This is a genomic window from Streptomyces sp. AHU1, assembly GCF_045343905.1.
In the GTDB taxonomy this organism is placed as follows: Bacteria; Actinomycetota; Actinomycetes; order Streptomycetales; family Streptomycetaceae; genus Streptomyces; species Streptomyces triticiradicis.
On the sequence record NZ_CP174283.1, the window covers coordinates 9,094,886 to 9,114,762 of the forward strand.

Consider the following 19,877-nt stretch of genomic DNA (forward strand, 5'->3'; position numbering starts at 1 on the left):
GCGCACCCCGGAATTGAGCGGATTTTCGAAGGTGTGCTCTGCACCGATCCTTGCCGCGCCAGAGCGCACGCCCGGTGACGGACTGGCCGAAACGCCGACACTCCAGCAGCTGTGTCTGTCAGATGGGCGTCCGTGGCCCGCGGGTCAAGGGCTTGGGCTAGGAGCTGTCTTCATTGAGGCCAAGGCATCCAGCGTGGATGGCTCGCGGGAAAGCGGATGACAGCGTCCGGCCTCTGGTCGACCATCGTTCCATGACCCATGGCCTGCAGAGCTTCGCCCTCAGTGTTGTTGTCCCCGACCAGGTGACCCGTGGAAGCGCAGTGGAAGTACGCCCCCAACTTGGAGGGCGAGACGTAGTGGCTGAGGTATTTGACGAAGGGCCGGGCGAAGACCCTCGCCACCTCCTCTTCCCTGATGGGCCACTTCATGCTCACGCGTCCCCGCGCGAGGTTCGCTTGGCGGAGGCAACGTGCACTGAAGGGTGCTGCGGTGCTCTGTATGTCACGATCCGTCGCGATGGCGAACAGGTAGTTTGGGGTGCATGGCGCAACCCCGATGAAGATGAGATCGACCTGCCAGAGTTCAGGTTCGACGCTCAGCAATACCAAGCAGAGGTGGAGCGGGCAACGCTGGACCGCTCTTGGGAATGGCCGGCCAGGACTGTTGCCCGCCTCCTTGAAGAGGAGCTTCGTCAGTGCACCGCCTGGTTGGAGCGCTGGGGGTGTGAACTTGGCAGCGTGTCTGCCTGGCTCTGGGAGCCGGATCAGATCAATCTCTTCCTATTCCATCCTGGCCGAGCCGCCATCAAGGATGGCCGTCCTTGGCTCCAGTTCCGGATGACCTTGGACATCTCCAGTGAGGACCCGGCCGACCAGGCCGATCGGTTGATGGAGGAACTCACGGCGTTTGACCCACGCATGGCCGCCGATGTCTGCGGCGGCTCGCCGGAGTTCGCCCGCCAGCTCGGCTATCCTTGGCCGCAACGGCACAGCACGCAACCCTAGGGTCTGACCTTGGCTGGTGGATCATGGTCTGGTGATACGTCGCCATGAACTGTCGGATGCCGAGTGGGAGTTCGTGCGGCCGTTGCTGCCGCATGCGGCCTCGGGGCGGAAGCGGCTGGACGACCGGATGGTCCTGAACGGGATCGTGCGGAAGTTCCGGACCGGTTCGGCCTGGCGGGATGAGCCCGATCGGTATGGATCCTGGGCCACGCTCCATACCCGGTTCCGCCGGTGGGAGGCCGACGGCACCTTCGAGCGGATGCTGCGGGCTGCCCAGGCGAAGGCGGATGCGGCCGGAGCTGTGGACTGGATGGTGTCGGTCGATTCCACCATCGTGCGGGCCCACCAGCACGCCGCCGGGGCCCGAAAAAGGGGCTCCGCAAGCCGGGGCTCGGGCGGTCCCGGAGCGGCCTGACCAGCAAGATCCACCTCGCCTGCGACGGTCTGGGCCGCCCGCTGGCCCTGGTCGTCACCGGTGGCAACACCAAACGACTGCACCCAGTTCACCGCCGTCATGGAAGCGATCCGGGTGCCCCGGATCGGACCAGGCCCTCGCACGTCATCGGCGACAAAGGTTGCAGTTCCAGGGCCGTCCGCACCTGGCCGCGAGAGTGCGGCATCACGCACACGATCCCCGAGCGGGCCGACCAGATCCACAACCGGCTTCGCCGCGGACGCCGCGGCGGACGTCCCCCGGCCTTCGACAAGGCCGTCTACAAGCGCCGCAACATCGTGGAACGCTGTGTCAACCGCCTCAAGCAATGGCGTGGCATCGCCACCCGCTACGACAAGACCGCCCAGTCCTTCGAGGCCGCTGTCGCACTGGCATCACTGCTGATGTGGGCGTGACATTCGACGACACGCTCTAGCCCCTCGCTCGTGCCCTGGCGTGCCACTCTCGTGCCAGAACGAGCAGGGACTCAGGGGAATCGCGGCGCGCAGTGGGACACGCCGGCCGCGCCACCCAAAGCGGGGAATCCACAGGGCAGGCCAATACTTGCCCCACCTCGCTCCTGGAGCGGTGCTCGGCACCTTGACGGGTGAGAGCGTCGGGCGCCGCAGCCCACAAAGCGCTGCGCGGTTTGTAGCAGCATGCGGGCCTACCCACACTTCAAGAGATTTCCTGTGGCTACGGAACAGCAGCGAAGTACCGCAACCACAGCAACCCCTCGCTCCCGATAGCATCCTTGTACAGCATGGAAACCGGATGACCTGCGGGAATGGGTCGTGGCACAGTCATCTCATGTCCATCGACATCGCCTATCCCGTCTTCTCTACCCCTGACCTCGCAGTGGCTCTGAGCACAGCCCGCCGCCTCATGGAGTTCGGCCGTTACGAGGAGTCCAAGATCGACGTTTTCGCCGAGCTCTGCTCTCTCACCGAGGTGCGCCGGATGGCGAGGGAACTGCCTCAGGGGCGGTTCTCGGGACAGTGGGATGACAAGGAGTTCGACGGAGTGCCGCTGAAGAACTGGCCCCCGCTGGTCGCCGGCGTTCTCGGACCCGATCTGCCGACCGATCCAGCGGCGTACGAAGGGCGGCTGCCAGTGGAGTACGAACTGGGGGACCTGCCAGTGGACAGCATCGAGGACGTCTTCGCGGCGGCGATCGGTCCGAACATGGGCTGGATCAACTGGAAGTGGCTGTACTGGCCGGACGTGCCCGAGCGGAACCTCCATGGCGAGTCCACACATGCCGAGGTGACGCTCTTGTTCAACACCCGCACCCGCGACCTCGACAAGCCCGCCGATGACCACACCGTCCTCGTCCACGTTCGCAATATCAGCATCGGCGGCCGCCAGATGAAGGAGCCGTACGCGCACTGGCTCGCCGAGCAGACAGGGCTCACGATCATCGGGCCCGGGCAGCCGTCCTGAAGCCGACTGAGCGCACCGGGGGCCTGGCGACCCGCACGCGCAATGATGGGCGCAGACAGTGCGGACCATCCATGAACGAACCACAGACCCAGCTGCCCCGACTCCGCTCCGTCGGGCGTGCTCCCGGCTCCGCGCCGAACGCCGCCCTTGCCTTCGGCCCACTCTCCGCCCGCGCTGCGCCGACGTGCGCCCTGGAAAGGGTTGGCCGGCCGTTGACAGCCGATTTTCGTAGGCAAACCGTTGTCGGCACGTCGTTGCCCGGCAGGCCCATGACCCGCATCCTGACGGTTCAGCGCGATCATGATGAAAAGAACGAAGGTTTCCCGCCCATGCAGCAGATCCCCGACCTCGGAAAGAACTCGCTCGGCAAGCCGGACCCGTGGGCCAAGTTCCGGGGGCTCGCCTGGGGGCAGTTGGTCCTCTCGATCGCGCTGATCCCCCTGATGCTGGCCGGCGGGGCGATGGGCCAGCTCATCGGGGCGGCGGGCCTCTTCACGAACCTCTTCCTCGCCCGCAAGCCGTTCAGGACGCCGGTCAAGCTCCTGGCGATGCTGGGCGTGGTACTCGCTTCTTATCTGGGGTACTTCCTCACCGCGGGTCTCGTCTACAACCTGCTCAAGGGATGACTCTCCAGCAAGCGCTGACCCCAAAGGGGCGCCCCCTCGGCCGAGCTGTACTCTGCGCGCGAGGAGGAGCCCGATGGAGAAGAAACGCCGCTTGAACGCGTGGCACTGGATTCAGATCGCGCTGGGGGTGTTCCTGATGTACGAGTGCGGACATGAGGCGATCATCGAAGGCAACAAGAAAGCCCAGGTGACCGGAGCCCTCACGCTGGCGGCATTGACCTACATCACCGGGTACGCGGTGGGCACACGCGCGGGTGCGCGGGTGCAGCCAGGGGTGGCGGAGCCGACCGACAACAGTTAGGCCGGGACCATCAGACAAGACTCCACCAACCGCGCAGTACAGTGCCGGCGAAGAGGGGGCATGACCGGCCAAGAGCCCGTGCAGGATGCACTCCATGAGGCTTCTACAAGCCTTATCCGCACCGTCGGAGTGGTTCTGTTGATCATCGTCGTGCCGACTGTCCTCCTCATGTTCATGGGGATCATCTGGATGCTGTTTTTTGACGTCGCTATCGTCCGCTGATCGGTCACGAAACGGTCGAGGACGTACTCCACGCCAGAAGGGTGCTGCCCGACGCCTGGTTCAGGAGGGAGGACCTTGAGGACTGGGTCCGTGATCCGGACAACCCGACGACTCTGCAAAACACAATCCAGGCGTCCCAGCTCTCCACCGATCCCGCTGTCTGGTCGGCACAACTTCCGCTCTGGACGTCGGCGCGGAAACAGCCGATGGAAAGCATTGATGACAGGTTCACGGCCTTCGCAGCCAGGAATATGGCAGAGATCAACTGGGACCTTCTCGGATGGCCGGAGGTTCCGGAAGCCGGCCTGTACGCGGACTTCAAGCACGCCGAGGTGTCCGTACTGTTCAACGCCGCCACACGTGACCTGGACGAGCGTATCGACGGGCACACCGTCCTCGTGCACGTCCGCCGCCGCGGACTCGGCGACGGATACGAGGAGCGCCACGCGTCCTGGCTGGCCGAGCAAGTGGGCCAGACCGTCATCGGTCCGCCGCAGTTCTGCTAGGCCCTGTCGTCAAATTCCCGTCGTCCGCCCGAAGGGCGGGCCCTGCGGCGTCAGGTGCGTGCTCTGGGGGTCCCCCGGCCGAAGGTTGGGGGAGTGCCGGGCGCAGGCCCTCGTACTGGATGTACTTGGGTCTTCGCCCGGTGCGTCGAGTGGGGGTGCCCCCTGCTCGAAGAGCTCGGGGGAGCGTGCATGGCGTCGCGGGGCAGACGGGAATTTGACGACAGGGCCTAACCCTGATGCGGCGTGCAGCGAGCGCACCAGAGCGATGTGTCTCTCTCAGTGGGCTCTGGTGTCGAGGGGCTTCGTCCGTCATGGTGTTGAGCACCCGCCGGGTGGTCTCTGGGCCAGCCGAGGGTGCTCAACGACGACCGACGCTGACAACCGTCGACGGCTGAGTCGCAGGTCGCAGCGTTGATCGAATGCAGGGGGTGCAGGTCGGAGACCAGGTCCCGCATTTCTTCGGCTACTGAGCGCCTTGACTGGTCAAACCAGACACCGCCCGCGCTGCCACGTTCAGGATCGGGGGAGGAAAAACCACAGATCGCAAGGGCAGTCGCATGCGACGATCGTGCCGTGACCACCATCGACCCTTCGTTTCGCCGACGCCTGCTGGTCGAGTCGCTCACTGTGCTGGCCGCTGATCCCTCGGTCCAGGCGGTGTGGCTGGAGAAGTACGACATCCCCACGGATGAGATCGCCTTGGACTTCGACCACGCCTTCCGTATGGCAGAGCAACTGGTGGAAGAGGGACAACTCGGCCACGACGTGCTGTCCGACCTGCGCGGCATAGACGTGGTGTTCAACGAGATGAGCGGTGAGCCGAACGCCGCCAGGTGGGCCGCGGACGCGCTGTCCAGTGATGCGGGGTGGATCAAAGTCCGCGGACTGGCCCGCCGGGTCCTCATCGCAGAACTGGGCGAGTGGAGAGCGCCCATGCCGGCCATTTGCGTGATCCGTTGAGGGGCTGTGCGGCCGTGCCGCTCTCGTACCAGAACGGGCGGGGAGTCAGGGGGAATCACGGTGCGCAGGGGGACGCATCGCCCACTCCGTCCGGGGCGGGGAATCCACAGGTCAGGCCTGTGGCCACCTCGCCTCGTTCCTGAAGTGGGAATCGTGGGCCGCTGATCCAGTTGTACAGCAGCGAGGTACGGCAACCGTGACGACCGGCGCGACTCGCTCAGCATCTCCCACCATGAGCGAAGCGGAGCCTCTTCCTCTGGGCCGTGCGGGGATACGCAATGACGACGAACCCTGACAACCAACGCCCCAAGGCTTGTCGATGCGTACGGCTACGGTGTCAGGCGAACAGTCGGTACCAGGGCCCTCTCGCCTGAGGAAACCTCCGGGCCAAGAACGCGGCGAGGGCGGCCCGCTGGTGCTCGTCGAAAGCCCGCTTCGGGATGACCTCGGCCGTTATCAAGCTCGTCTCCAGGAACCAGAAGCCACCGCGTTCCCTGGCAGAGTCGCAGGCTCTCCAAGCCACCACGAACCGGGAAGTAGACGTACGCAGTGTGTATGTCTCCTCGGTGAGATGCAGAGTCCACGGCCCGGGCAGCCGGGCCGCGACTTTACGTGCCGAAATGTACGGAATGATGGTCTCGAGGCAGATCAACATGCCGAGTCCGAAGTAGACCAGCCATTCGTTCGAGTCGTCGAAGAGGAGGGCGAGGGCGCCGGTCAGGGCCAAGAGCAGGCTGACGGCCGCATAAAGGCGGATCACCGGGGAGTGGCGCATCAGGCTGCGGTACTCCCGGTCGGTCAGCTGAAACGTGGCAGTCAGCTCCACGGCTACGGAGGCTCCTTTCTCGGGGCCCGGCTTGGCGGACCCGGACGCCGAGAGGGTACCGGTCGCTCGTGGTGTTGCAGCACTCCAGAACACGAACCACTTCGGCCGCCTGATGTGACAGAAATCTACAAAGCAGTGCTCACCTGGTGACTGGGCCGCAGGTAACTGCGATCCAGTCACGACAGTTGAGGAACAACGCCAGGTGAGTGTCTACTTGCGTGACAACGCCCACGAACGACGTCGGGCAAGCGTGGACGATTACGGACCATCAGCGCAGCCGGCAGACGTACCGCCCAAGGTCACACGCCCACTCAAGTTGCTTCGGGACGAAGCGGTCCTCGTGCCACAGCCGTGCCACATCGTGCGGTCAACCACGGTCAACGACGGCTCGCCACAGCTGAAATGCGACGTTCGCTTGGACTGCCGCTACGGCCGGACTGGCCTGGGCACCTTCACCACCGGACACGTCCGTCCTTACAAAGCGGTTGTCGTGCCGGTGAAGCGTAGAGGGCTTGGACCTTGAGCCGGTCCGGCGTCCAGTCCGCAGCTGATTTGATGGCCGGCCGGATCTGAGAGGTCAGCCGTACGGCGTGCCTCGCCTCACAGCGATCGAGCCGTCTTGCGCGTCAGCCGTGGTCTTCCCACTCCTCTTGGCAGAAGCGGGCCTCGCTGACCGCGGTGTCCCCGGCTCTGGTGGTCCGCACATACATGTTCAGACCGTCCGGCCCGAGATCTCCGCCGCAGCCTATGACCAGGCTCATCTCATGTTCTTCGATGTACTGGATCAGGGCTGTGTCAACGGCTGAGACCGGCATGCCGATCAGCCGAATGCCCTCGAAGTCGATTTGTGGGCCGGTACGTCCGTGTACGGTGACGGCGCCCAGGGTGGGGGGCGTGCTGAAACCGCAGGAGTAGTGCGCGGTTACGCCGGTGGCATCGAACCGGTCGTGGTGCAGCATCCACGCCCCGAAGCCTTCCCATGGCTGACCAAAGGAGTACCGGCCGTGGCGGGCGGCCGGCACTTCGTTCAGCACGGCTGCCACCTTCTCCGGGTTCATGCCGAACCGGAGCGGACCGATGCCTTTCAGCGGTGTCCAGTCCCAGTGCGGCCGGTCTTGTTCGGCCTTCACGGGCCATGCCCCCGGGTTCGGCGCTCGGTCGCGGACGTTGTTCCACCGGATCACGGGCTCGGACGTGTACGGGTCCTCGGTCAGTTCGGGGCCGACCAGCAGCGCATGGGTGATCATCGTGTCCCGCCGCTCCGTGTATCCCGCGGGCGACAAGCCCAGCTCCAGCACGGCGCCCATGGAAATCCCCCATGCCGCGACCTCCGGATCACCGCTCCAGTTCACCCGCACCGAAGCCCCCTCCCGGAGCGCGAGGCCGTAAATATCCGCGCGCACCTCGGACGGCACCCGGGCGATCAATTCAACGTCCCGCAGCCGCACCAGCGGCCCATCCATTGCATCGATCGCTACCGCGACCAGACCGGAATCCTCTCCGTAGACCGCAGTCACACCCCAGTCGCTGTAATCCCCCCAGCCAATCCCGCTGCCCAGGCCGGTCGAGATGTAGGCGGTCGCCCCGTCCAGAGCCGACGCCACCTGGTCGGGGTTCATCCCGAACCGCAACGGTCCCACCCCCACCAATGGCTCAAGGGTCCACTGCACCCGTACGTCCCCGGGTTTCCTGTTCCGCCAACGCATCCCAACCCCCACGATTGCTTTGAACAGCCTCGGCGCCATCGGCCGATGATCTTGCAGAACCCTAGACGCGACCTCTGACAACGCGGCCGTCAACTGCCTCTCCAGCAACACATGCGAGCGTCGCACCGGGCTACCTGGCAGGTCGGGCAGGCCAGTGGAACGGCAGGCGAGGGCGTCTTCCAAGCCTTTGCCCACCGCATCGAGACTGAACAGAACCGTGCCAGGTGTGTGCCAGATCGTGCGGGGAACCACGGGAATGGCGGGGCACAGGTCTTCGGCCGGTCGAGCCCCTTGCCCCCTCCGTCACAGGTCAGCCAGACAACCGTCCTCTGAGAACCTCGGCTTCCCAAGCTGAGGGCGTCGTGGTCACGTTCAGGCCGTCGCGGCTTGCTCTGGTCGACACACCGCGGCGTGGCTGAGTTCGGTGGGGGTGCAGCAAGGCATACGCGCGCGTGATCAGTCGGCGTTCCCGCCATCGTGGCTGACTGCCGTCGGCTGAGGTTCAGGCTTGGGCTTGTCGAACGTCGGCAGCGGGTCGGCCTGTTGGGGTGCCAGAGCTGTGCTCAACGGCGCCGCCGGTTGCTTCCCTTCGTCGAGGCCAGGACCGATCATGAGGTTCATGGTGTCAAGCATCGTCGTCCAGTACACCGATCTCCTACGCACCAGCGGGTACGACCTCTGGGAGAGGTTGCGGGAGATTCTGAGGGGCAAGGGGCTCGACCCGGACCGAACGGTTGTCGTCGACCTCCTTGCAGGGGGTCCGGACCACGAGGACGGGCAAGTCATCTCCGCCGACGGCAGGGTTTTCAAGTTCAGCCTCTTCTACGACCGGGAAGTGGAGAACGGTGCCCAGAACGCCGTGCTTCACGGCTGGACCGACATCACTGACCGCTGGCGGACCGGATCGCGGGCCGGTCTCACTGCGGGCGCCTTCGCATGGATCGCCCAGCGCGAAGAGCGTGGTTGATCTACGGGGCGAACGGGCGTCTGGCGCCCGTTGCCCGTCCGACTGCGTGACGAACAGCAGCGGACGGGTGCAGACGCCCATGGATGATTGCCGCAGGTGAGGGCCGCACCGGCTCAGGCAGAGCCCTCACCCAAGTTGCTCGGGGCGACGGGGCTGTGGGCTACAGGCTGTCCCGCTCGATCAGTGAGCCGTCGGGGCCCAGCTCGTAGATGCGCGGCGGTCCCATGGTTTCCATGAGCTTCCGCAATTCCGCTTCCTCCTCCGCGGGGTCGGGCCCCTCGGGGTCCCGTACCTGGAATCCGTGGAGGTCGATGCCGTGGGCGTCGATGTCGTCGGGTTCGGGGCGGCCCTCCTGGACGAAGCCGCAGAGCGCGCGCAGGGCCTCTTCGCCCAGGTCCAACGGGTGGAAGGGCAGCGGGTACGGCTCTTCGTCCTCGTCGGGCCAGGGGATGATGTCCGCGGGACGGTCCCCGGCCCAGTACGGCCGCTCGAAGGGGAGTGGTTCGCCGATGTTCTCGATGATGCCGCTGTCGGGGGACAGGCTCAGGGAGCGGACGAGTCGGCCGTCCTCCCACACCGCGAACGCGAGCCAGTCCACGACGCTGTGCATGGCGTGCAGGACGAGCCGTCGGCCGGCGCTCGCCGCGACGAGGTAGCCGGGAAGCCGGGACGGGTAGTCGATCATCACCCGCTGGTCGCAGACGATCTCCACGCCCGGCCAGCTCGCGGCGTACGCCGTGCCCTTCGGGGGGTACACGCCGTATCCCAGTTCCGAGCCCGCGCACTGCTCGATCTCCCAGCCCGGGTAAAGGCGCCGCATCATGTCGCACGTCCGCGGCAGGTCCGCCGCCTTCACCTGTCGCAGCAGGTCCGGCACCTCGCCGTCGGCGTAGATGAGCAGTCCCGTCTTGGCTCCCATGGCCCCTCCCCGATGACTCGTCTTGATGGTCGTCGGACCATAGCCACCGGCACTGACATCGTCGGGAGGGTCAGACCGGTGCCGCCCTGGGCCGTGCGAGGGCGCTCGACGGTGACCGACGGCGACAACCAGTGACAGTTCGGTTGTGAACGAGTGAAGGGAAAGGCCAGGTCAGGATCCCCCGACCGAACGGGTTTCCCCCGAGGGGTAGCCGTCAGGCAGGATGGGGTGTTTCTCATCGTCGGGGTTGGCGAAATCTCTGCTCAGAGCTCGACACGGTCATATATGCCGTCGTGGAAGTTGAAGGTCTTCACGCCCGTGTCGTACTCGTCGCGTATGTAGCCGCCGTAGCCCCGACGCGCGATGTGAGGAGCGATCAGCTCCAGAAGGGCATCGAGGTGAAGCGTGAGGTCATCGACCCAATAGATACGGGCGAACAGCTCCCACTCATAGCGCTCTCCCGACCCCGTGAACTCCTGAACGGTGCGGCGAAGAGACACGATGTCCCCACCGGGAAGACGGCTGCTACCCGGGAGAAGCGACGGGTAAGGATGATCTTCTGGGTCCAGGTCATTCGGGCACTCGTCATCCATGCCCATATGCCAGCGCAGCGCCGCCAGCACCGAGACCGGAGTGCCATCGCTCAGGAAACACGAGAAGACAACTTCGTAGTGATCACTCATGGCGCGCATTGTGTACGACACCACTGACACCGCTACACGGTCAGGCCACGAGCCGCGTGCCAAACCCGTGGGGGGAGCCACGCGAAACACATCGACCGTCCACCAGGGCCGACATTGCCCTGCCGCAGATCAGCCTCAGGACAAGCCCTGAGACTGTGTCCTATGTGGTGAGGCGGACGAGCCGTTTGTAGCAGCAGAGGGCGGCGGCGAGGCCGAGAAAGGCCAGGTAGTTACGAGGATTGCGTTCGTAGCGAGGACTCAGGCGTCGGTAGCCGGAGAGCCAGGACATGGTCCGCTCGATGACCCAGCGACGGCGCCCTAATCGTTCGCTGGACTCGATGCCTTTGCGTGCGATCCGGACTCCGATGCGTTTACCTCGGAGCCATTTCCGCAGGTCGGCCCGGTCGTAGGCTTTGTCCGCGTGTAGACGCTGGGCTTGAAGTAGCGGCCGTTGCGGGGGTCGTGTCTCGTTCGGTGACCCGCGACCATGGGCTTCAGCCCCTCGCTGTCGTGCGTGTTGCCAGCCGAGACGCCGACGAGGAGGGGCAGTCCGTTCGCGTCCGACAGGACGTGCATCTTGGAACCCGGCTTGCCCCGGTCCACGGGACTCGGACCTGTGTGTTCGCCCCCTTTTTTCGCCCTGACATGGGCGGTGTCGAGGACGACGCGGGTGACATCGATCAGGCCGGCGTCGTCGCGCCGGTGCAGCACGGCCTCGTGCAGACGGCCCCAGACACCGGCTCTCGACCAGATCAAAAACCGGCGGTGCGCCGTCGACTTCGATATGCCGAAACAAGGCGGCAGTTGACGCCAGGCGCACCCGCTGACCAGGACATAGATGATCGCCGCGAACAGCGTCTCATCAGGCGTGTCCTGCGTTCCGCCGCCCTGCGGCCGCACTCTCGATGGCGGGATCAGCGGCTTCGCGACCTCCCACAGTCCGTCCGGAACAATCCAACTCCACGTATCCCCGCCCCATGGCCAGACCAACGATGCCTCACCACATAGGACACGGTCTTAATGGCGATTCGTGAAAACGGCTCTGCCTGGAGTTCCGTGAACCTCATGGTCGGGTGAGGGTCCGGATGCGGAGGAGTGGGAAGGACGCCCGGCCGTATATGGCTCGCTTCAGGGTTTTCACGTGGTTGACGTGGCCTTCCACCATTCCTGAACTGATGACCAGGCGCTTGACCCGCCACAGGGCCCGCCCCGCCGAACGCCGTGACACTGCCCCGTACTACCTCGCACAGGCAGCCTGATCACTTTGCTGCTGCCCGCGCCTACGACGTCACTGATCGAACGTCTCTCGACAGGTCCAACGGCTATGCGGCGATGGTTCGTTCCCGATACGCATATGGCGTTTCACTCACCCCGTTGACCTGTCACAACACCCGCAGCCACCCCATACTGCAGAACCTGACGAAGCAACAGGTGAAGGAGCACGGTGAACGCAGCAGCGACAGCAGGGACCTGGAAGCTCGGGGACCTGGAGGTGAACCGCGTCGGCTACGGCGCGATGCGGCTGACCGGCAACGGCATGATGGGAAACTCCGACGGCCCTCCCATCGACCGCGATGTCGCCGTCCGGCTGCTGCACAGCGCGTTCGAGCAGGGTGTCAACCACATCGACACGGCGGCCTTCTACTTCTCGCCGCTACGCTCCGCGAACGAGCTCATCAACCGGGCCCTCGCCTCCTGGCACGACGACGTGATCGTGGCGACCAAGGTCGGCCCGGGGCGCGACCCTTCCGGTGAGTGGCTCACCATGGCCCGCCCCGATCAGCTACGCGGCCAGGTCGAGGAGAACCTGCGCCAGCTCGGCCGGGACCACCTGGACGTGGTGAACCTGCGAAGCAACGGTATGGATTCAATCGCCGAGCACTTCGGCGCCCTCGCCGAACTGCGCGCGGCGGGCCTGGTCCGGCACCTCGGGCTCTCCAACGTCCGGCCGCAGCAGGTCGCCGAAGCCCGGGCGATCGCGCCCGTCGTCTGCGTGCAGAACTCCTACGGCCTGGACTGGCGCCGCGACGACGAGAGCGGGCTGGTGGACCTGTGCCGGGAGCAGAGCATCGCCTTCGTCCCGTTCTTCGCCATCTCCAGCCTGCGGCGCGAGGCGGCCCCCGCCCAAGAGCACGACGCTCGCGTCCACATGGTCGCCCACGCCCACGATGCGACGCCCGCCCAGATACGACTGGCCTGGACCCTCCACCGCGGACCCCACATACTGGCCATTCCCGGCACCACCAACCTGGCCCACCTCGCCGAAAACATCGCTGCTGGCGCCCTTCGCCTGACTGAGGAGGAGCTGGCCCTCCTCGACAAGCCGAGCGAGGCCGATGCCTGAGCGCGCCCGTGTCCGGACCCCGGCCGGGGGTTGAGACACAGGCACTCACCCCACCGGCCCTCGCCGACCGCCGCGCGGTTGCGCGGGAGCGCGGAGGAGAGGAGGGCGGGGCTGATGGCGGGCAAGCGCAGGGAGAACGAGGCGGGATCGAGCAACGACCTGCGGGCGGATGTGCTGCGCGTTCTCGGGGTGCTGAAGGTGGCGACCGCCGACCAGATCCAGCGGCTGTCCTTGCCGCACATGACCTACCGGCACACCACCAAGCCGACGGCGCCAAGGGGAAGGAGGGTCGTACCGCTTCCCACCGTGCTGCGGTGAACGACCTGCGCAGGCAGGGCCTGGCCATCGACGGCGGCCGCACCCGCGGCGGTGAAGAGGTCCGCCTCCTCACCGCCGCGGGGCTGGCGGCCGCCGCGATCGACCTGGACATCGACCTGGACCGCGAACCAGAAGAGATGGGCGGCATGCCCAGGAGCGGGGCCGCTCCGGCGCCTCGCACGCGATGACGGTGAACGAGACGGTCATCGCGCTGATACGCCCGAAGCCGAACCTGGACCTGGTCGCGGGGGAGCCGCCCGAAGCCTTCGCCGCCGCGCAGGCCGCCGCCCCTGCACCAGAGGGGATCGGCACCCTCGACTCCTACGCCATAGAGGTCGGACGGCCGCTGCGGGAGGCACAGCGGCTGCTGACCGTGGGCGAGGTGCGGGCATCGATTCCGGAGGCCAGGCGGGCGCTGGAGTGGGTCCGGGAGAATGACGGCTGGGAAAACCCCGAGTCGAAGAAGCTCGGCAGCCGGTGCACCCAGACCGAACGCTGGTGGCGGATTCAGGACGCCCTGTACAGCCAGACCAGTGGCGCCCTGCACAACGACGCGTTTACCAAGACCTTCAAGTACGACCGGCCGAGGCGGAGACTCTGCTGGCGATGACCGGCGCACTGCTGCGGAACGTGCGCGGCACCAACGCGTGAGGGGGCGACCCGGCCAAGAACCCCGCTGCGCAAACGAGGACCGCATGGCAACCGAACGCAGGGGCATTGCAGGCCCCCGCACCACTTACGACGGCCTGCCCACCCTGCACGCTCTCGCGGCGGGCATCGACCGAGACCGTGACGCGGTCGTCGCCGGACCCACCCTGCCCTGGAACTCCGGCGTCGTCGAAGGACACGTCAACCGGATCAAGATGCTCAAGCGCCAGATGTTCGGACGCGCCGGCTTCGCACTGCTCCGCAAGCGCGTCCTGTCGGCTCACCGATCGATGTCAGATGCGCGCGATAGCTTCCCGGCATGGGTGTGTATCTGGTGGCTGCGTAGGTTAGAAGCGAGAGCACTTGTCGGTGGGTTTCGGCATCACTCGGTGTCCGTAGAGCGTATGAAAGTTGATGAGAAGTAGGAGCACCCGCTGTGGTGCGGTGCACCCGCCCTCTTACGGGACTGACGTCGGCACGTACGCTGCGATCATGGATGACCCCGTGCTCACAGCCCGCGAACTGGTGCGGGCCCGATTTCCCGACGCCCAGGCGGCCTTCCTCGCCGGCAGCGTGCTGACCGACCGCCGGACGCCCACATCTGATCTGGACATCGTGGTCCTCTTGGACGGGCCGCCCGCCCCCTGCCGGGAGAACCTGGTGTATCGCGGCTGGCCGGTGGAGCTGTTCGTGCAAACGGATGCCGTCTGGCACAGCTTCGCCGACCAGGAGACCGCGGAGCGGAGTTCGCCGCTGCTCGCCATGTGTGCTGACGGCATGCTCCTGGTAGACACGGATGGGCTGGGCGCTTCGCTCCAGGACGAGGCGCGAAAGCGTTGGGCTGCGGGCCCGCCGCCGCTCTCGGACCGTGAGCGGGACTACCAGCGATACGTCCTGACCGACTTGCTTGATGACCTGCGTGGCTGCGCGGACCCTGCAGAGCGGGTGTACTTGGTCTCGCACATGCTGCAGCGTGCCTCGGAGCTGGTCCTCCTGGTCGGCGGGCACTGGCTCGGCGGAGGCAAGTGGTTGTCACGGCGGCTGGCTGCGGCCGACCCCGGGGTGCACCGCGCGTTGTCCGAAGGTGCTCCGCGGGCGATCGCCGGGGATGCGAAGGTCTTCACCGCGGCCGTGACAGAGGTGCTGGAGCTGGCTGGCGGCCCGCTGTGGGACGGGTATGCCATCCGATAAGTCGGTGGGGCGCAATCACACCATCACAGGAGTATGGCCGCGATCAGCCAGCTGAGGTCTGTTGTTCGGCGCGGGCGCGGGTGGTGGCGAGGCGGTAGGAGTCGGTGCCGGTCTCGATGATGTTGCCGCCGAAGGTGAGGCGGTCGACGATGGCTGCGCAGAGGCGGGGGTCGGTGAAGGTCTTGGTCCAGCCAGAGAACGACTCGTTCGAGGCGATGGCCACGCTGTTCTTCTCCTCCCGCTCCGTCAGAACCTGGAAGAGGAGCTCGGCGCCCCGCCGGTCGAGCTCCATGTAGCCGAGCTCGTCGATGCACAAAAGATCAACGCGGCCGTAGCGGGCGATGGTCTTGGTCAGCTGCTTCTCGTCGGCGGCCTCGACCAGCTCGTTGACGAGCTTGGTCGCGAGAACGTACTTGACCCGGTAGCCGGCCATCGCGGCTTCGGTGCCGAGGGCGATCAGCAGGTGGGACTTGCCGGTGCCGGAGTCACCGATGAGGCAGAGCGGCAGGCTCTTCTTGATCCATTCGCACTTGGCGAGGGTGTGGATCAAGGCGGCGTCGATGTTCGGGTTCGCGTCGAAGTCGAACTTGCGGAGCGACTTGTCGCGGGGAAACCCGGCGGCCTTGATCCGCCGCTCGGAGCGGCGTCGGGCCCGGTCGTCGCACTCGGCCAGGAGGAGTTCGGAGAGGAATCCGAGGTAGGACATCTGCTCGCGGCCAGCGGTCTCGGCAAGCTCTGGGAACTGGGACCGGATGGTCGGCAGCCGCAGCATTCGGCATGCCTGGTCGACGGCGGCGGTGGCGGCCTGCTCGGTGAGTGCTCGCTGGCGGGGAATCGTCACGGTCTTTCTCCTTCAGGGAGTGGGGCGGTCCGGTCGGCGCAGTCGCAGCAGCTGGTCGTAGTGGGCGACCGAGGGAAGCGGCCGCTTGTCGGGAGGCAGGTGGGCCAACCGGCGTGAGGTCAAGGAGGTGACCTTCGACCGGTCGGCCGTTGGCGGTGAAGGTTCCGCGGGGGTGCTGCTGTCTTCCTCCGCAGCCTTCCGGGCCTCAAGCGCGACGGCGTCCGCAGTCAGAGCGCCCGTTTTCAGGGCCGCCGCGAGGCCGGTGACCAGGTGTTCGTGAGGCAGGTGGCGGTCAAGAAGGAGGACTTTGATGAGCGCGCGGGTGCCGTCCCGTTCGCCGTGGGCCTTGACGGCCGCCACCCACCAGGCATCGTGAACCGGGGTGAACCTGCCTGCGGATCGGGCCTGGTCGAGTGCGGTCGCGCCTGGCAGAGCGCCGGGCTTGCGCACGAGGGCCTCCAGGTAGTGGTCCAGCTCAAGCCGGGTGCCGCCCTTGGCGATCAGCCGCTCATGCCGGGCGACCTCCTCGCGGCCTTCGTAGACCACCAGATCAGACGCATGCAGCATCGCTCGGACACTCCGGCCGATCAGCCTGACCGGCACCGAGTAGCGGTTAGTCCGGACGCTGATCTGGCTATAGCGGTCGACCCGCAGGCTGAAGAGCCGGCCCGTCTCGAACGGTTCGTCCGGCAGCGGTGCCAACAGCGGCTGTTCGAAGGCGAAGTACTCGCCGATCGTGCGTGGCCTCGACCGGATCCGTCGGGCGTGTCCGCCTCATTTCACCGCTCGATCATGGCGTTGAGCTCGGCGAGGGAGTCGACTTCCGGGACCGGGACGAGGTGGTTGCGGCGGAACCAGCCGATCTGGCCCTCGACCCCGCCCTTCTCGTGGGCGCCGCGGATTCCCGGCTGACAGTAGAGAGCTTCCAGGCCATAGTGCGAGCGGAATGCGGTCCACCGCTCGGCCTCTACCCGCTGCCGGGAGAAGCCCAGAACACGGGCGACTGCGGCTCTAAGGTTGTCGTAGCGGACCTTCTCGGTCGGCACTCCGCCCAACACGTTGAGAGCGTGGACGTGGCCCTCGAAGAACGCCTCCTGCCCGGCCGACGCGAAGATCCGATGCACCGCCTTCCCCGAGTAGGACATGCGGAACGCGAACAGGTAGCAGGTCACAACCTCGCCGGCCAGCCGCACCGTCACGTCCCCTAAGTCGACCTCCGCCTCGGCCCCGGGCTTGTAGGTCTGCGGGACGAACGCCTCCACGACACCCCGGCCGCCCTGGACCCGGATCTCCTCACGGCGGTCGGCAACGTAGCCGCGGACCATCTGGTAAGAGATCTCGTTCGCGCCGTGCTCATCCAGCAGCCGTTCAAAGATCCGCTTCACGGTGTGCCGCTGCTTGCGCGGTGCGTCCAGGTCCGCCCGCAGCATCTCGTCGATGAGCGGCTTGAACGGATCCAGCCGAGTCACTCTCGGCGGCAGCTGCTTCCTCGGTTCCGGCCACGCCGACGTCAACGCCTTCTGCACCGTCAGAAACCCGACGCCGTACTTCCGCTGGAGAGCGCGGTTCGACAGGCCCTGACGCGAATCACGGCGGATCGCCGCGTACAGATCGACCTTGGACTTCGGCAGCACCCGGGCCCCCTCGACGTGCACAGCACGACCATGGTCCCGAAGCAAGCATCCAGGTGCTCTCAAAACTCAGGTTCTGGTCCAACTTCTGTGGAGCTCTCACGCTCTGTAACCTGCCGGGACTGGATGGCCCTTCGTGACTCGTTGACAGACCTGTTTGGGATCATGCCCACATGGACTTCGACCTCGCCCCACCGACCGGCGTTGGCCCGTTGCGGATCGGTATGACTCGGCACGCGGCCAACACGGCGCTGGACTCGCTCCGCGATCTCTCTGCGGTCTCGGAGTCTGATCGGCCGGGGCAGCACGTCTTCCGTCCCAGCGGACTGATGATCAGCATCCACTGCATGCGAGACATGCTTGAAGCCATCGAGTTGGGAAGGCCGTCGTCCCAGACGGATCGAGTGTTGTTTCAGGGTGTGGACGTGTTCGCGCTTCCGGCCCGCGAGGTTGTCCAGCGCATGGGCCAGTTCACCTCGATTGAGGAAGATCCTGACGACGATGCTTCATTTATCGCCCCGGACTTGCTGCTGAGCTTCTGGCGTCCGTTCGCGGCCGACGATGAGCCCGAGGAAGAGCAGGGCTACCACTTCAGCTCGGTCCTGCTGGCACGGCCTGGCTACTACGACACCCCTGCTCAGGCTGCGGAGCGACTCCAGCAGAACTCGTGACGGGCCCGTCATGACGCCAGCAGGACTCGTTTCCGCAAGAGGCCGAAGCCAGCCCGGCCGTACATCTGGCGCTTGATCATTTTGATCCGGTTGACGTGGCCTTCGACGACGCCGGAGCTCCACGGCAGTGTGAGGCCGGCGGTGACGGCTACGAGATCGCGTTCGAGGCCGTTGACGAAGGTGTGGAGGCTGGGCAGGTCGTCGGCGCGGACCGCCTTGATCCATTGCGGGAGCTGGTCGCCTTGGAGCTGGGTGAGCATTTTCCCGAACGCGCGGACGTGCCCGGTGAGGGCATCCAGTTCGGGGCAGCCGGCGAGGACGGCTTTGAGCTTCAGGCGCTCGCTCTCCGGCAGGGTATCGGGGTGGGTCAGGATCCAGCTGGTGACCGTGCGTGGGGACGGCGGGCGGGCTGTTGGTGCGGTCGGGGCTGTGCGGAACGGCTGGAGGTAGGCGCGGACGGCTCCGTAGCCGCCGGTGTAGCCGTGAGCCTTGATCTCTTCCCAGAGGGTCCAGGCGTTCGAGCAGCCTTCGGCCCATCGCTCGTGCAGGTAGGGCTTGAAGTCGTCGAGCTTGGTCGGGCGGTTCTGCCACTGCCCCTGGAACAGGTCCTCCGGCCTGGCGGCGTCGGCCAGCCGTTGGACGGTTCGGTAGGTCATGCCGAGCTGGCGCTGGATCGAGCGTCGGCTGTGGCCGGCAGTCAGCAGCGCGTGGACGGTGGTGTGCTGGGCCCGGGTGCGATCGGCGAAACGGTGCCCGGTCGGCCATGGCGACCCGCTCTCGGCCGGGACCGGCGCCTTCTCCGGCACCGACTCTACGAAGGTCGCACGTAGGCACGGGCGGTGGCGGGAGACACACCGCTCGGCCGCTTCGCCGAGGTTGCGCCACAGGTGGAACCGGTCGGCGACCTGGACCGCAGTGGGCGCCCCGATCCTGGCCCCCTCGGCGAAGAACGGAGCACGGTCACGGCAGACGACCTCAATCCCCGGGCGTTCGGCCAGCCAGGCCGCGACGGTGCCCGCCTCACGATCCGGCAGCAGGTCAATCGGCCTGCGAATCTCGACGTCGACCAGCACAGTCCCGTAGATACGGCCCTTTCGCATCGCGTACTCGTCGACACCGACCACCCGCGGGACCTGTGGCTGGGGTTCCGGGAGGGCGTCGACCAGCCGCAGGACCGTATTCCGGCTGATCCTCGCCCCCAAGACGTCGGCCAGCCTGGCACCGGCACGGCTGGCTAATGCGAGGCCGACCTCGGCCAGGACTGACCGCATGCGTTCGGTCCGCTGGCTGTATCGCCGGGTCAGGCCGGCGACCTGCTCGACGAACGTCCGTCGCCCACAGGAGACGTCCTCGCACGTGAAGCGCCGGACACGAAGCCGCAGCACCACCCGCCGTCCCGCCACGGGGAGGTCAGCTGGAAACCGCAGGTAGGAGCCGTGCACCCGCCCCGACCAGCTCCCACAACCCGGGCACCGAGCCCCAGCCGTTCGGCATCTGACACCGACCCGAATCACCTCGCCATCGTCCTGCACTGACTCCACCCTGATCCCCGGATCCGCCAGGAAGAGCAGCTCTTCCAGCCGGAGTAGTACCTCGCGCACAGCCCAGAACCATCAGCCCGGACGTCGTCGGCACCA

Annotated in this window: 23 protein-coding genes and 2 pseudogenes; 16 read left to right on the forward strand and 9 right to left on the reverse strand. The window is 66.4% G+C overall.

Annotated features, from left to right (window positions below; genetic code table 11):
- The first annotated feature begins 455 nt into the window (after positions 1-455).
- The 8 genes and pseudogenes from ACICHK_RS40040 to ACICHK_RS40075 all read left to right on the forward strand — a co-directional run bounded on the left by ACICHK_RS40040 (position 456) and on the right by ACICHK_RS40075 (position 5,495).
- On the forward strand, positions 456-1,004 hold the full coding sequence (locus ACICHK_RS40040) for a hypothetical protein (RefSeq protein WP_406840870.1): 549 nt from the start codon (positions 456-458) through the stop codon (positions 1,002-1,004).
- 34 nt (positions 1,005-1,038) lie between these two features.
- Positions 1,039-1,853 (forward strand): annotated as a pseudogene (locus ACICHK_RS40045) (IS5 family transposase).
- 394 nt (positions 1,854-2,247) lie between these two features.
- Positions 2,248-2,880 (forward strand): hypothetical protein, encoded by a 633-nt coding sequence (locus tag ACICHK_RS40050; RefSeq protein ID WP_406840871.1) that lies wholly within the window; start codon positions 2,248-2,250, stop codon positions 2,878-2,880.
- 329 nt (positions 2,881-3,209) lie between these two features.
- Positions 3,210-3,506, forward strand: coding sequence for a hypothetical protein (locus ACICHK_RS40055; RefSeq protein WP_406840873.1), 297 nt, complete (start codon positions 3,210-3,212; stop codon positions 3,504-3,506).
- A gap of 73 nt (positions 3,507-3,579) precedes the next feature.
- The gene (locus ACICHK_RS40060; protein WP_406840875.1) at positions 3,580-3,807 is read left to right on the forward strand and encodes a hypothetical protein; all 228 of its coding nucleotides are present in this window, start codon (positions 3,580-3,582) and stop codon (positions 3,805-3,807) included.
- 60 nt (positions 3,808-3,867) lie between these two features.
- The gene (locus tag ACICHK_RS40065) at positions 3,868-4,029 is read left to right on the forward strand and encodes a hypothetical protein (protein WP_406840877.1); all 162 of its coding nucleotides are present in this window, start codon (positions 3,868-3,870) and stop codon (positions 4,027-4,029) included.
- Positions 4,030-4,070: 41 nt separating this feature from the next.
- On the forward strand, positions 4,071-4,535 hold the full coding sequence (locus ACICHK_RS40070) for a hypothetical protein (protein ID WP_406840879.1): 465 nt from the start codon (positions 4,071-4,073) through the stop codon (positions 4,533-4,535).
- A gap of 573 nt (positions 4,536-5,108) precedes the next feature.
- On the forward strand, positions 5,109-5,495 hold the full coding sequence (locus ACICHK_RS40075; protein ID WP_406840881.1) for a hypothetical protein: 387 nt from the start codon (positions 5,109-5,111) through the stop codon (positions 5,493-5,495).
- Positions 5,496-5,832: 337 nt separating this feature from the next.
- Here the strand turns inward: ACICHK_RS40075 and ACICHK_RS40080 are convergent, their stop codons facing one another.
- The 3 genes from ACICHK_RS40080 to ACICHK_RS40090 form a co-directional block, all read right to left on the reverse strand.
- The gene (locus ACICHK_RS40080) at positions 5,833-6,321 is read right to left on the reverse strand and encodes a YcxB family protein (protein ID WP_406840882.1); all 489 of its coding nucleotides are present in this window, start codon (positions 6,319-6,321) and stop codon (positions 5,833-5,835) included.
- Between the two features lie 626 nt (positions 6,322-6,947).
- A complete protein-coding gene (locus tag ACICHK_RS40085) occupies positions 6,948-7,940 on the reverse strand; it encodes a hypothetical protein (RefSeq protein WP_406840883.1) in 993 nt (330 codons plus the stop codon).
- Between the two features lie 543 nt (positions 7,941-8,483).
- The gene (locus ACICHK_RS40090; protein WP_406840884.1) at positions 8,484-8,648 is read right to left on the reverse strand and encodes a hypothetical protein; all 165 of its coding nucleotides are present in this window, start codon (positions 8,646-8,648) and stop codon (positions 8,484-8,486) included.
- On the opposite strand from ACICHK_RS40090, the gene ACICHK_RS40095 reads away from it, so the two are divergent.
- A complete protein-coding gene (locus ACICHK_RS40095; RefSeq protein WP_406840886.1) occupies positions 8,638-8,994 on the forward strand; it encodes a hypothetical protein in 357 nt (118 codons plus the stop codon). The genes ACICHK_RS40090 and ACICHK_RS40095 overlap by 11 nt on opposite strands.
- A 160-nt stretch (positions 8,995-9,154) precedes the next feature.
- Here ACICHK_RS40095 and ACICHK_RS40100 read toward each other — a convergent pair whose 3' ends face one another.
- The 3 genes from ACICHK_RS40100 to ACICHK_RS40110 form a co-directional block, all read right to left on the reverse strand.
- A complete protein-coding gene (locus tag ACICHK_RS40100; RefSeq protein WP_406840888.1) occupies positions 9,155-9,913 on the reverse strand; it encodes a DUF6928 family protein in 759 nt (252 codons plus the stop codon).
- Between the two features lie 263 nt (positions 9,914-10,176).
- On the reverse strand, positions 10,177-10,596 hold the full coding sequence (locus ACICHK_RS40105) for a hypothetical protein (RefSeq protein WP_406840890.1): 420 nt from the start codon (positions 10,594-10,596) through the stop codon (positions 10,177-10,179).
- 160 nt (positions 10,597-10,756) lie between these two features.
- Positions 10,757-11,586, reverse strand: a protein-coding gene (locus ACICHK_RS40110; RefSeq protein ID WP_406840892.1) for an IS5 family transposase whose coding sequence is annotated in 2 segments (ribosomal slippage) — positions 10,757-11,028 and positions 11,028-11,586 — 831 coding nt in all. Because the reading frame shifts where the segments join, the coding sequence is not laid out codon by codon here.
- Between the two features lie 454 nt (positions 11,587-12,040).
- Here ACICHK_RS40110 and ACICHK_RS40115 point away from each other — a divergent pair.
- The 6 genes from ACICHK_RS40115 (at position 12,041) to ACICHK_RS40140 (ending at position 15,097) form a co-directional block, all read left to right on the forward strand.
- Complete coding sequence (locus ACICHK_RS40115) at positions 12,041-12,940, forward strand: oxidoreductase (RefSeq protein WP_406840894.1); 900 nt, start codon at positions 12,041-12,043, stop codon at positions 12,938-12,940.
- 114 nt (positions 12,941-13,054) lie between these two features.
- Positions 13,055-13,258 (forward strand): hypothetical protein, encoded by a 204-nt coding sequence (locus ACICHK_RS40120; RefSeq protein WP_406840895.1) that lies wholly within the window; start codon positions 13,055-13,057, stop codon positions 13,256-13,258.
- Positions 13,255-13,446, forward strand: a complete 192-nt coding sequence (locus tag ACICHK_RS40125) for a hypothetical protein (RefSeq protein ID WP_406840896.1) — start codon at positions 13,255-13,257, stop codon at positions 13,444-13,446. The genes ACICHK_RS40120 and ACICHK_RS40125 overlap by 4 nt, the downstream gene beginning before the upstream one ends.
- The gene (locus ACICHK_RS40130) at positions 13,443-13,868 is read left to right on the forward strand and encodes a hypothetical protein (RefSeq protein ID WP_406840898.1); all 426 of its coding nucleotides are present in this window, start codon (positions 13,443-13,445) and stop codon (positions 13,866-13,868) included. Before ACICHK_RS40125 ends, ACICHK_RS40130 begins: the two co-directional genes overlap by 4 nt.
- Before the next feature lie 85 nt (positions 13,869-13,953).
- The gene (locus ACICHK_RS40135; RefSeq protein WP_406841468.1) at positions 13,954-14,331 is read left to right on the forward strand and encodes a hypothetical protein; all 378 of its coding nucleotides are present in this window, start codon (positions 13,954-13,956) and stop codon (positions 14,329-14,331) included.
- Between the two features lie 67 nt (positions 14,332-14,398).
- Complete coding sequence (locus tag ACICHK_RS40140; protein WP_406840899.1) at positions 14,399-15,097, forward strand: nucleotidyltransferase domain-containing protein; 699 nt, start codon at positions 14,399-14,401, stop codon at positions 15,095-15,097.
- 43 nt (positions 15,098-15,140) lie between these two features.
- On the opposite strand, the gene istB is transcribed toward ACICHK_RS40140, so the two are convergent.
- Positions 15,141-15,938 carry an IS21-like element helper ATPase IstB gene (istB, locus tag ACICHK_RS40145; RefSeq protein ID WP_406840901.1) on the reverse strand — a complete coding sequence of 266 codons (798 nt, stop codon included), beginning with the start codon at positions 15,936-15,938 and terminating at the stop codon, positions 15,141-15,143.
- 12 nt (positions 15,939-15,950) lie between these two features.
- A pseudogene (istA, locus tag ACICHK_RS40150) lies at positions 15,951-17,569 on the reverse strand (IS21 family transposase).
- Between the two features lie 173 nt (positions 17,570-17,742).
- On the opposite strand from istA, the gene ACICHK_RS40155 reads away from it, so the two are divergent.
- Positions 17,743-18,240, forward strand: coding sequence for a hypothetical protein (locus ACICHK_RS40155; RefSeq protein ID WP_406840903.1), 498 nt, complete (start codon positions 17,743-17,745; stop codon positions 18,238-18,240).
- Positions 18,241-18,248: 8 nt separating this feature from the next.
- Here the strand turns inward: ACICHK_RS40155 and ACICHK_RS40160 are convergent, their stop codons facing one another.
- A complete protein-coding gene (locus tag ACICHK_RS40160; RefSeq protein WP_406840905.1) occupies positions 18,249-19,841 on the reverse strand; it encodes an ISL3 family transposase in 1,593 nt (530 codons plus the stop codon).
- Positions 19,842-19,877: the final 36 nt, after the last annotated feature.

Coding starts and splice junctions, on each gene's coding strand:
- ACICHK_RS40060 (WP_406840875.1), top strand. CDS start 3,580: ATGGAGAAGAAACGCCGCTTGAACGCGTGGCACTGGATTCAGATCGCG.
- ACICHK_RS40135 (WP_406841468.1), top strand. CDS start 13,954: ATGGCAACCGAACGCAGGGGCATTGCAGGCCCCCGCACCACTTACGAC.
- ACICHK_RS40065 (WP_406840877.1), top strand. CDS start 3,868: ATGACCGGCCAAGAGCCCGTGCAGGATGCACTCCATGAGGCTTCTACA.
- ACICHK_RS40100 (WP_406840888.1), bottom strand. CDS start 9,913: ATGGGAGCCAAGACGGGACTGCTCATCTACGCCGACGGCGAGGTGCCG.
- ACICHK_RS40090 (WP_406840884.1), bottom strand. CDS start 8,648: ATGAACCTCATGATCGGTCCTGGCCTCGACGAAGGGAAGCAACCGGCG.
- ACICHK_RS40050 (WP_406840871.1), top strand. CDS start 2,248: ATGTCCATCGACATCGCCTATCCCGTCTTCTCTACCCCTGACCTCGCA.
- ACICHK_RS40140 (WP_406840899.1), top strand. CDS start 14,399: ATGGATGACCCCGTGCTCACAGCCCGCGAACTGGTGCGGGCCCGATTT.
- ACICHK_RS40155 (WP_406840903.1), top strand. CDS start 17,743: ATGGACTTCGACCTCGCCCCACCGACCGGCGTTGGCCCGTTGCGGATC.
- ACICHK_RS40120 (WP_406840895.1), top strand. CDS start 13,055: ATGGCGGGCAAGCGCAGGGAGAACGAGGCGGGATCGAGCAACGACCTG.
- ACICHK_RS40105 (WP_406840890.1), bottom strand. CDS start 10,596: ATGAGTGATCACTACGAAGTTGTCTTCTCGTGTTTCCTGAGCGATGGC.
- ACICHK_RS40085 (WP_406840883.1), bottom strand. CDS start 7,940: ATGAACCCCGACCAGGTGGCGTCGGCTCTGGACGGGGCGACCGCCTAC.
- ACICHK_RS40130 (WP_406840898.1), top strand. CDS start 13,443: ATGACGGTGAACGAGACGGTCATCGCGCTGATACGCCCGAAGCCGAAC.
- ACICHK_RS40055 (WP_406840873.1), top strand. CDS start 3,210: ATGCAGCAGATCCCCGACCTCGGAAAGAACTCGCTCGGCAAGCCGGAC.
- ACICHK_RS40095 (WP_406840886.1), top strand. CDS start 8,638: ATGAGGTTCATGGTGTCAAGCATCGTCGTCCAGTACACCGATCTCCTA.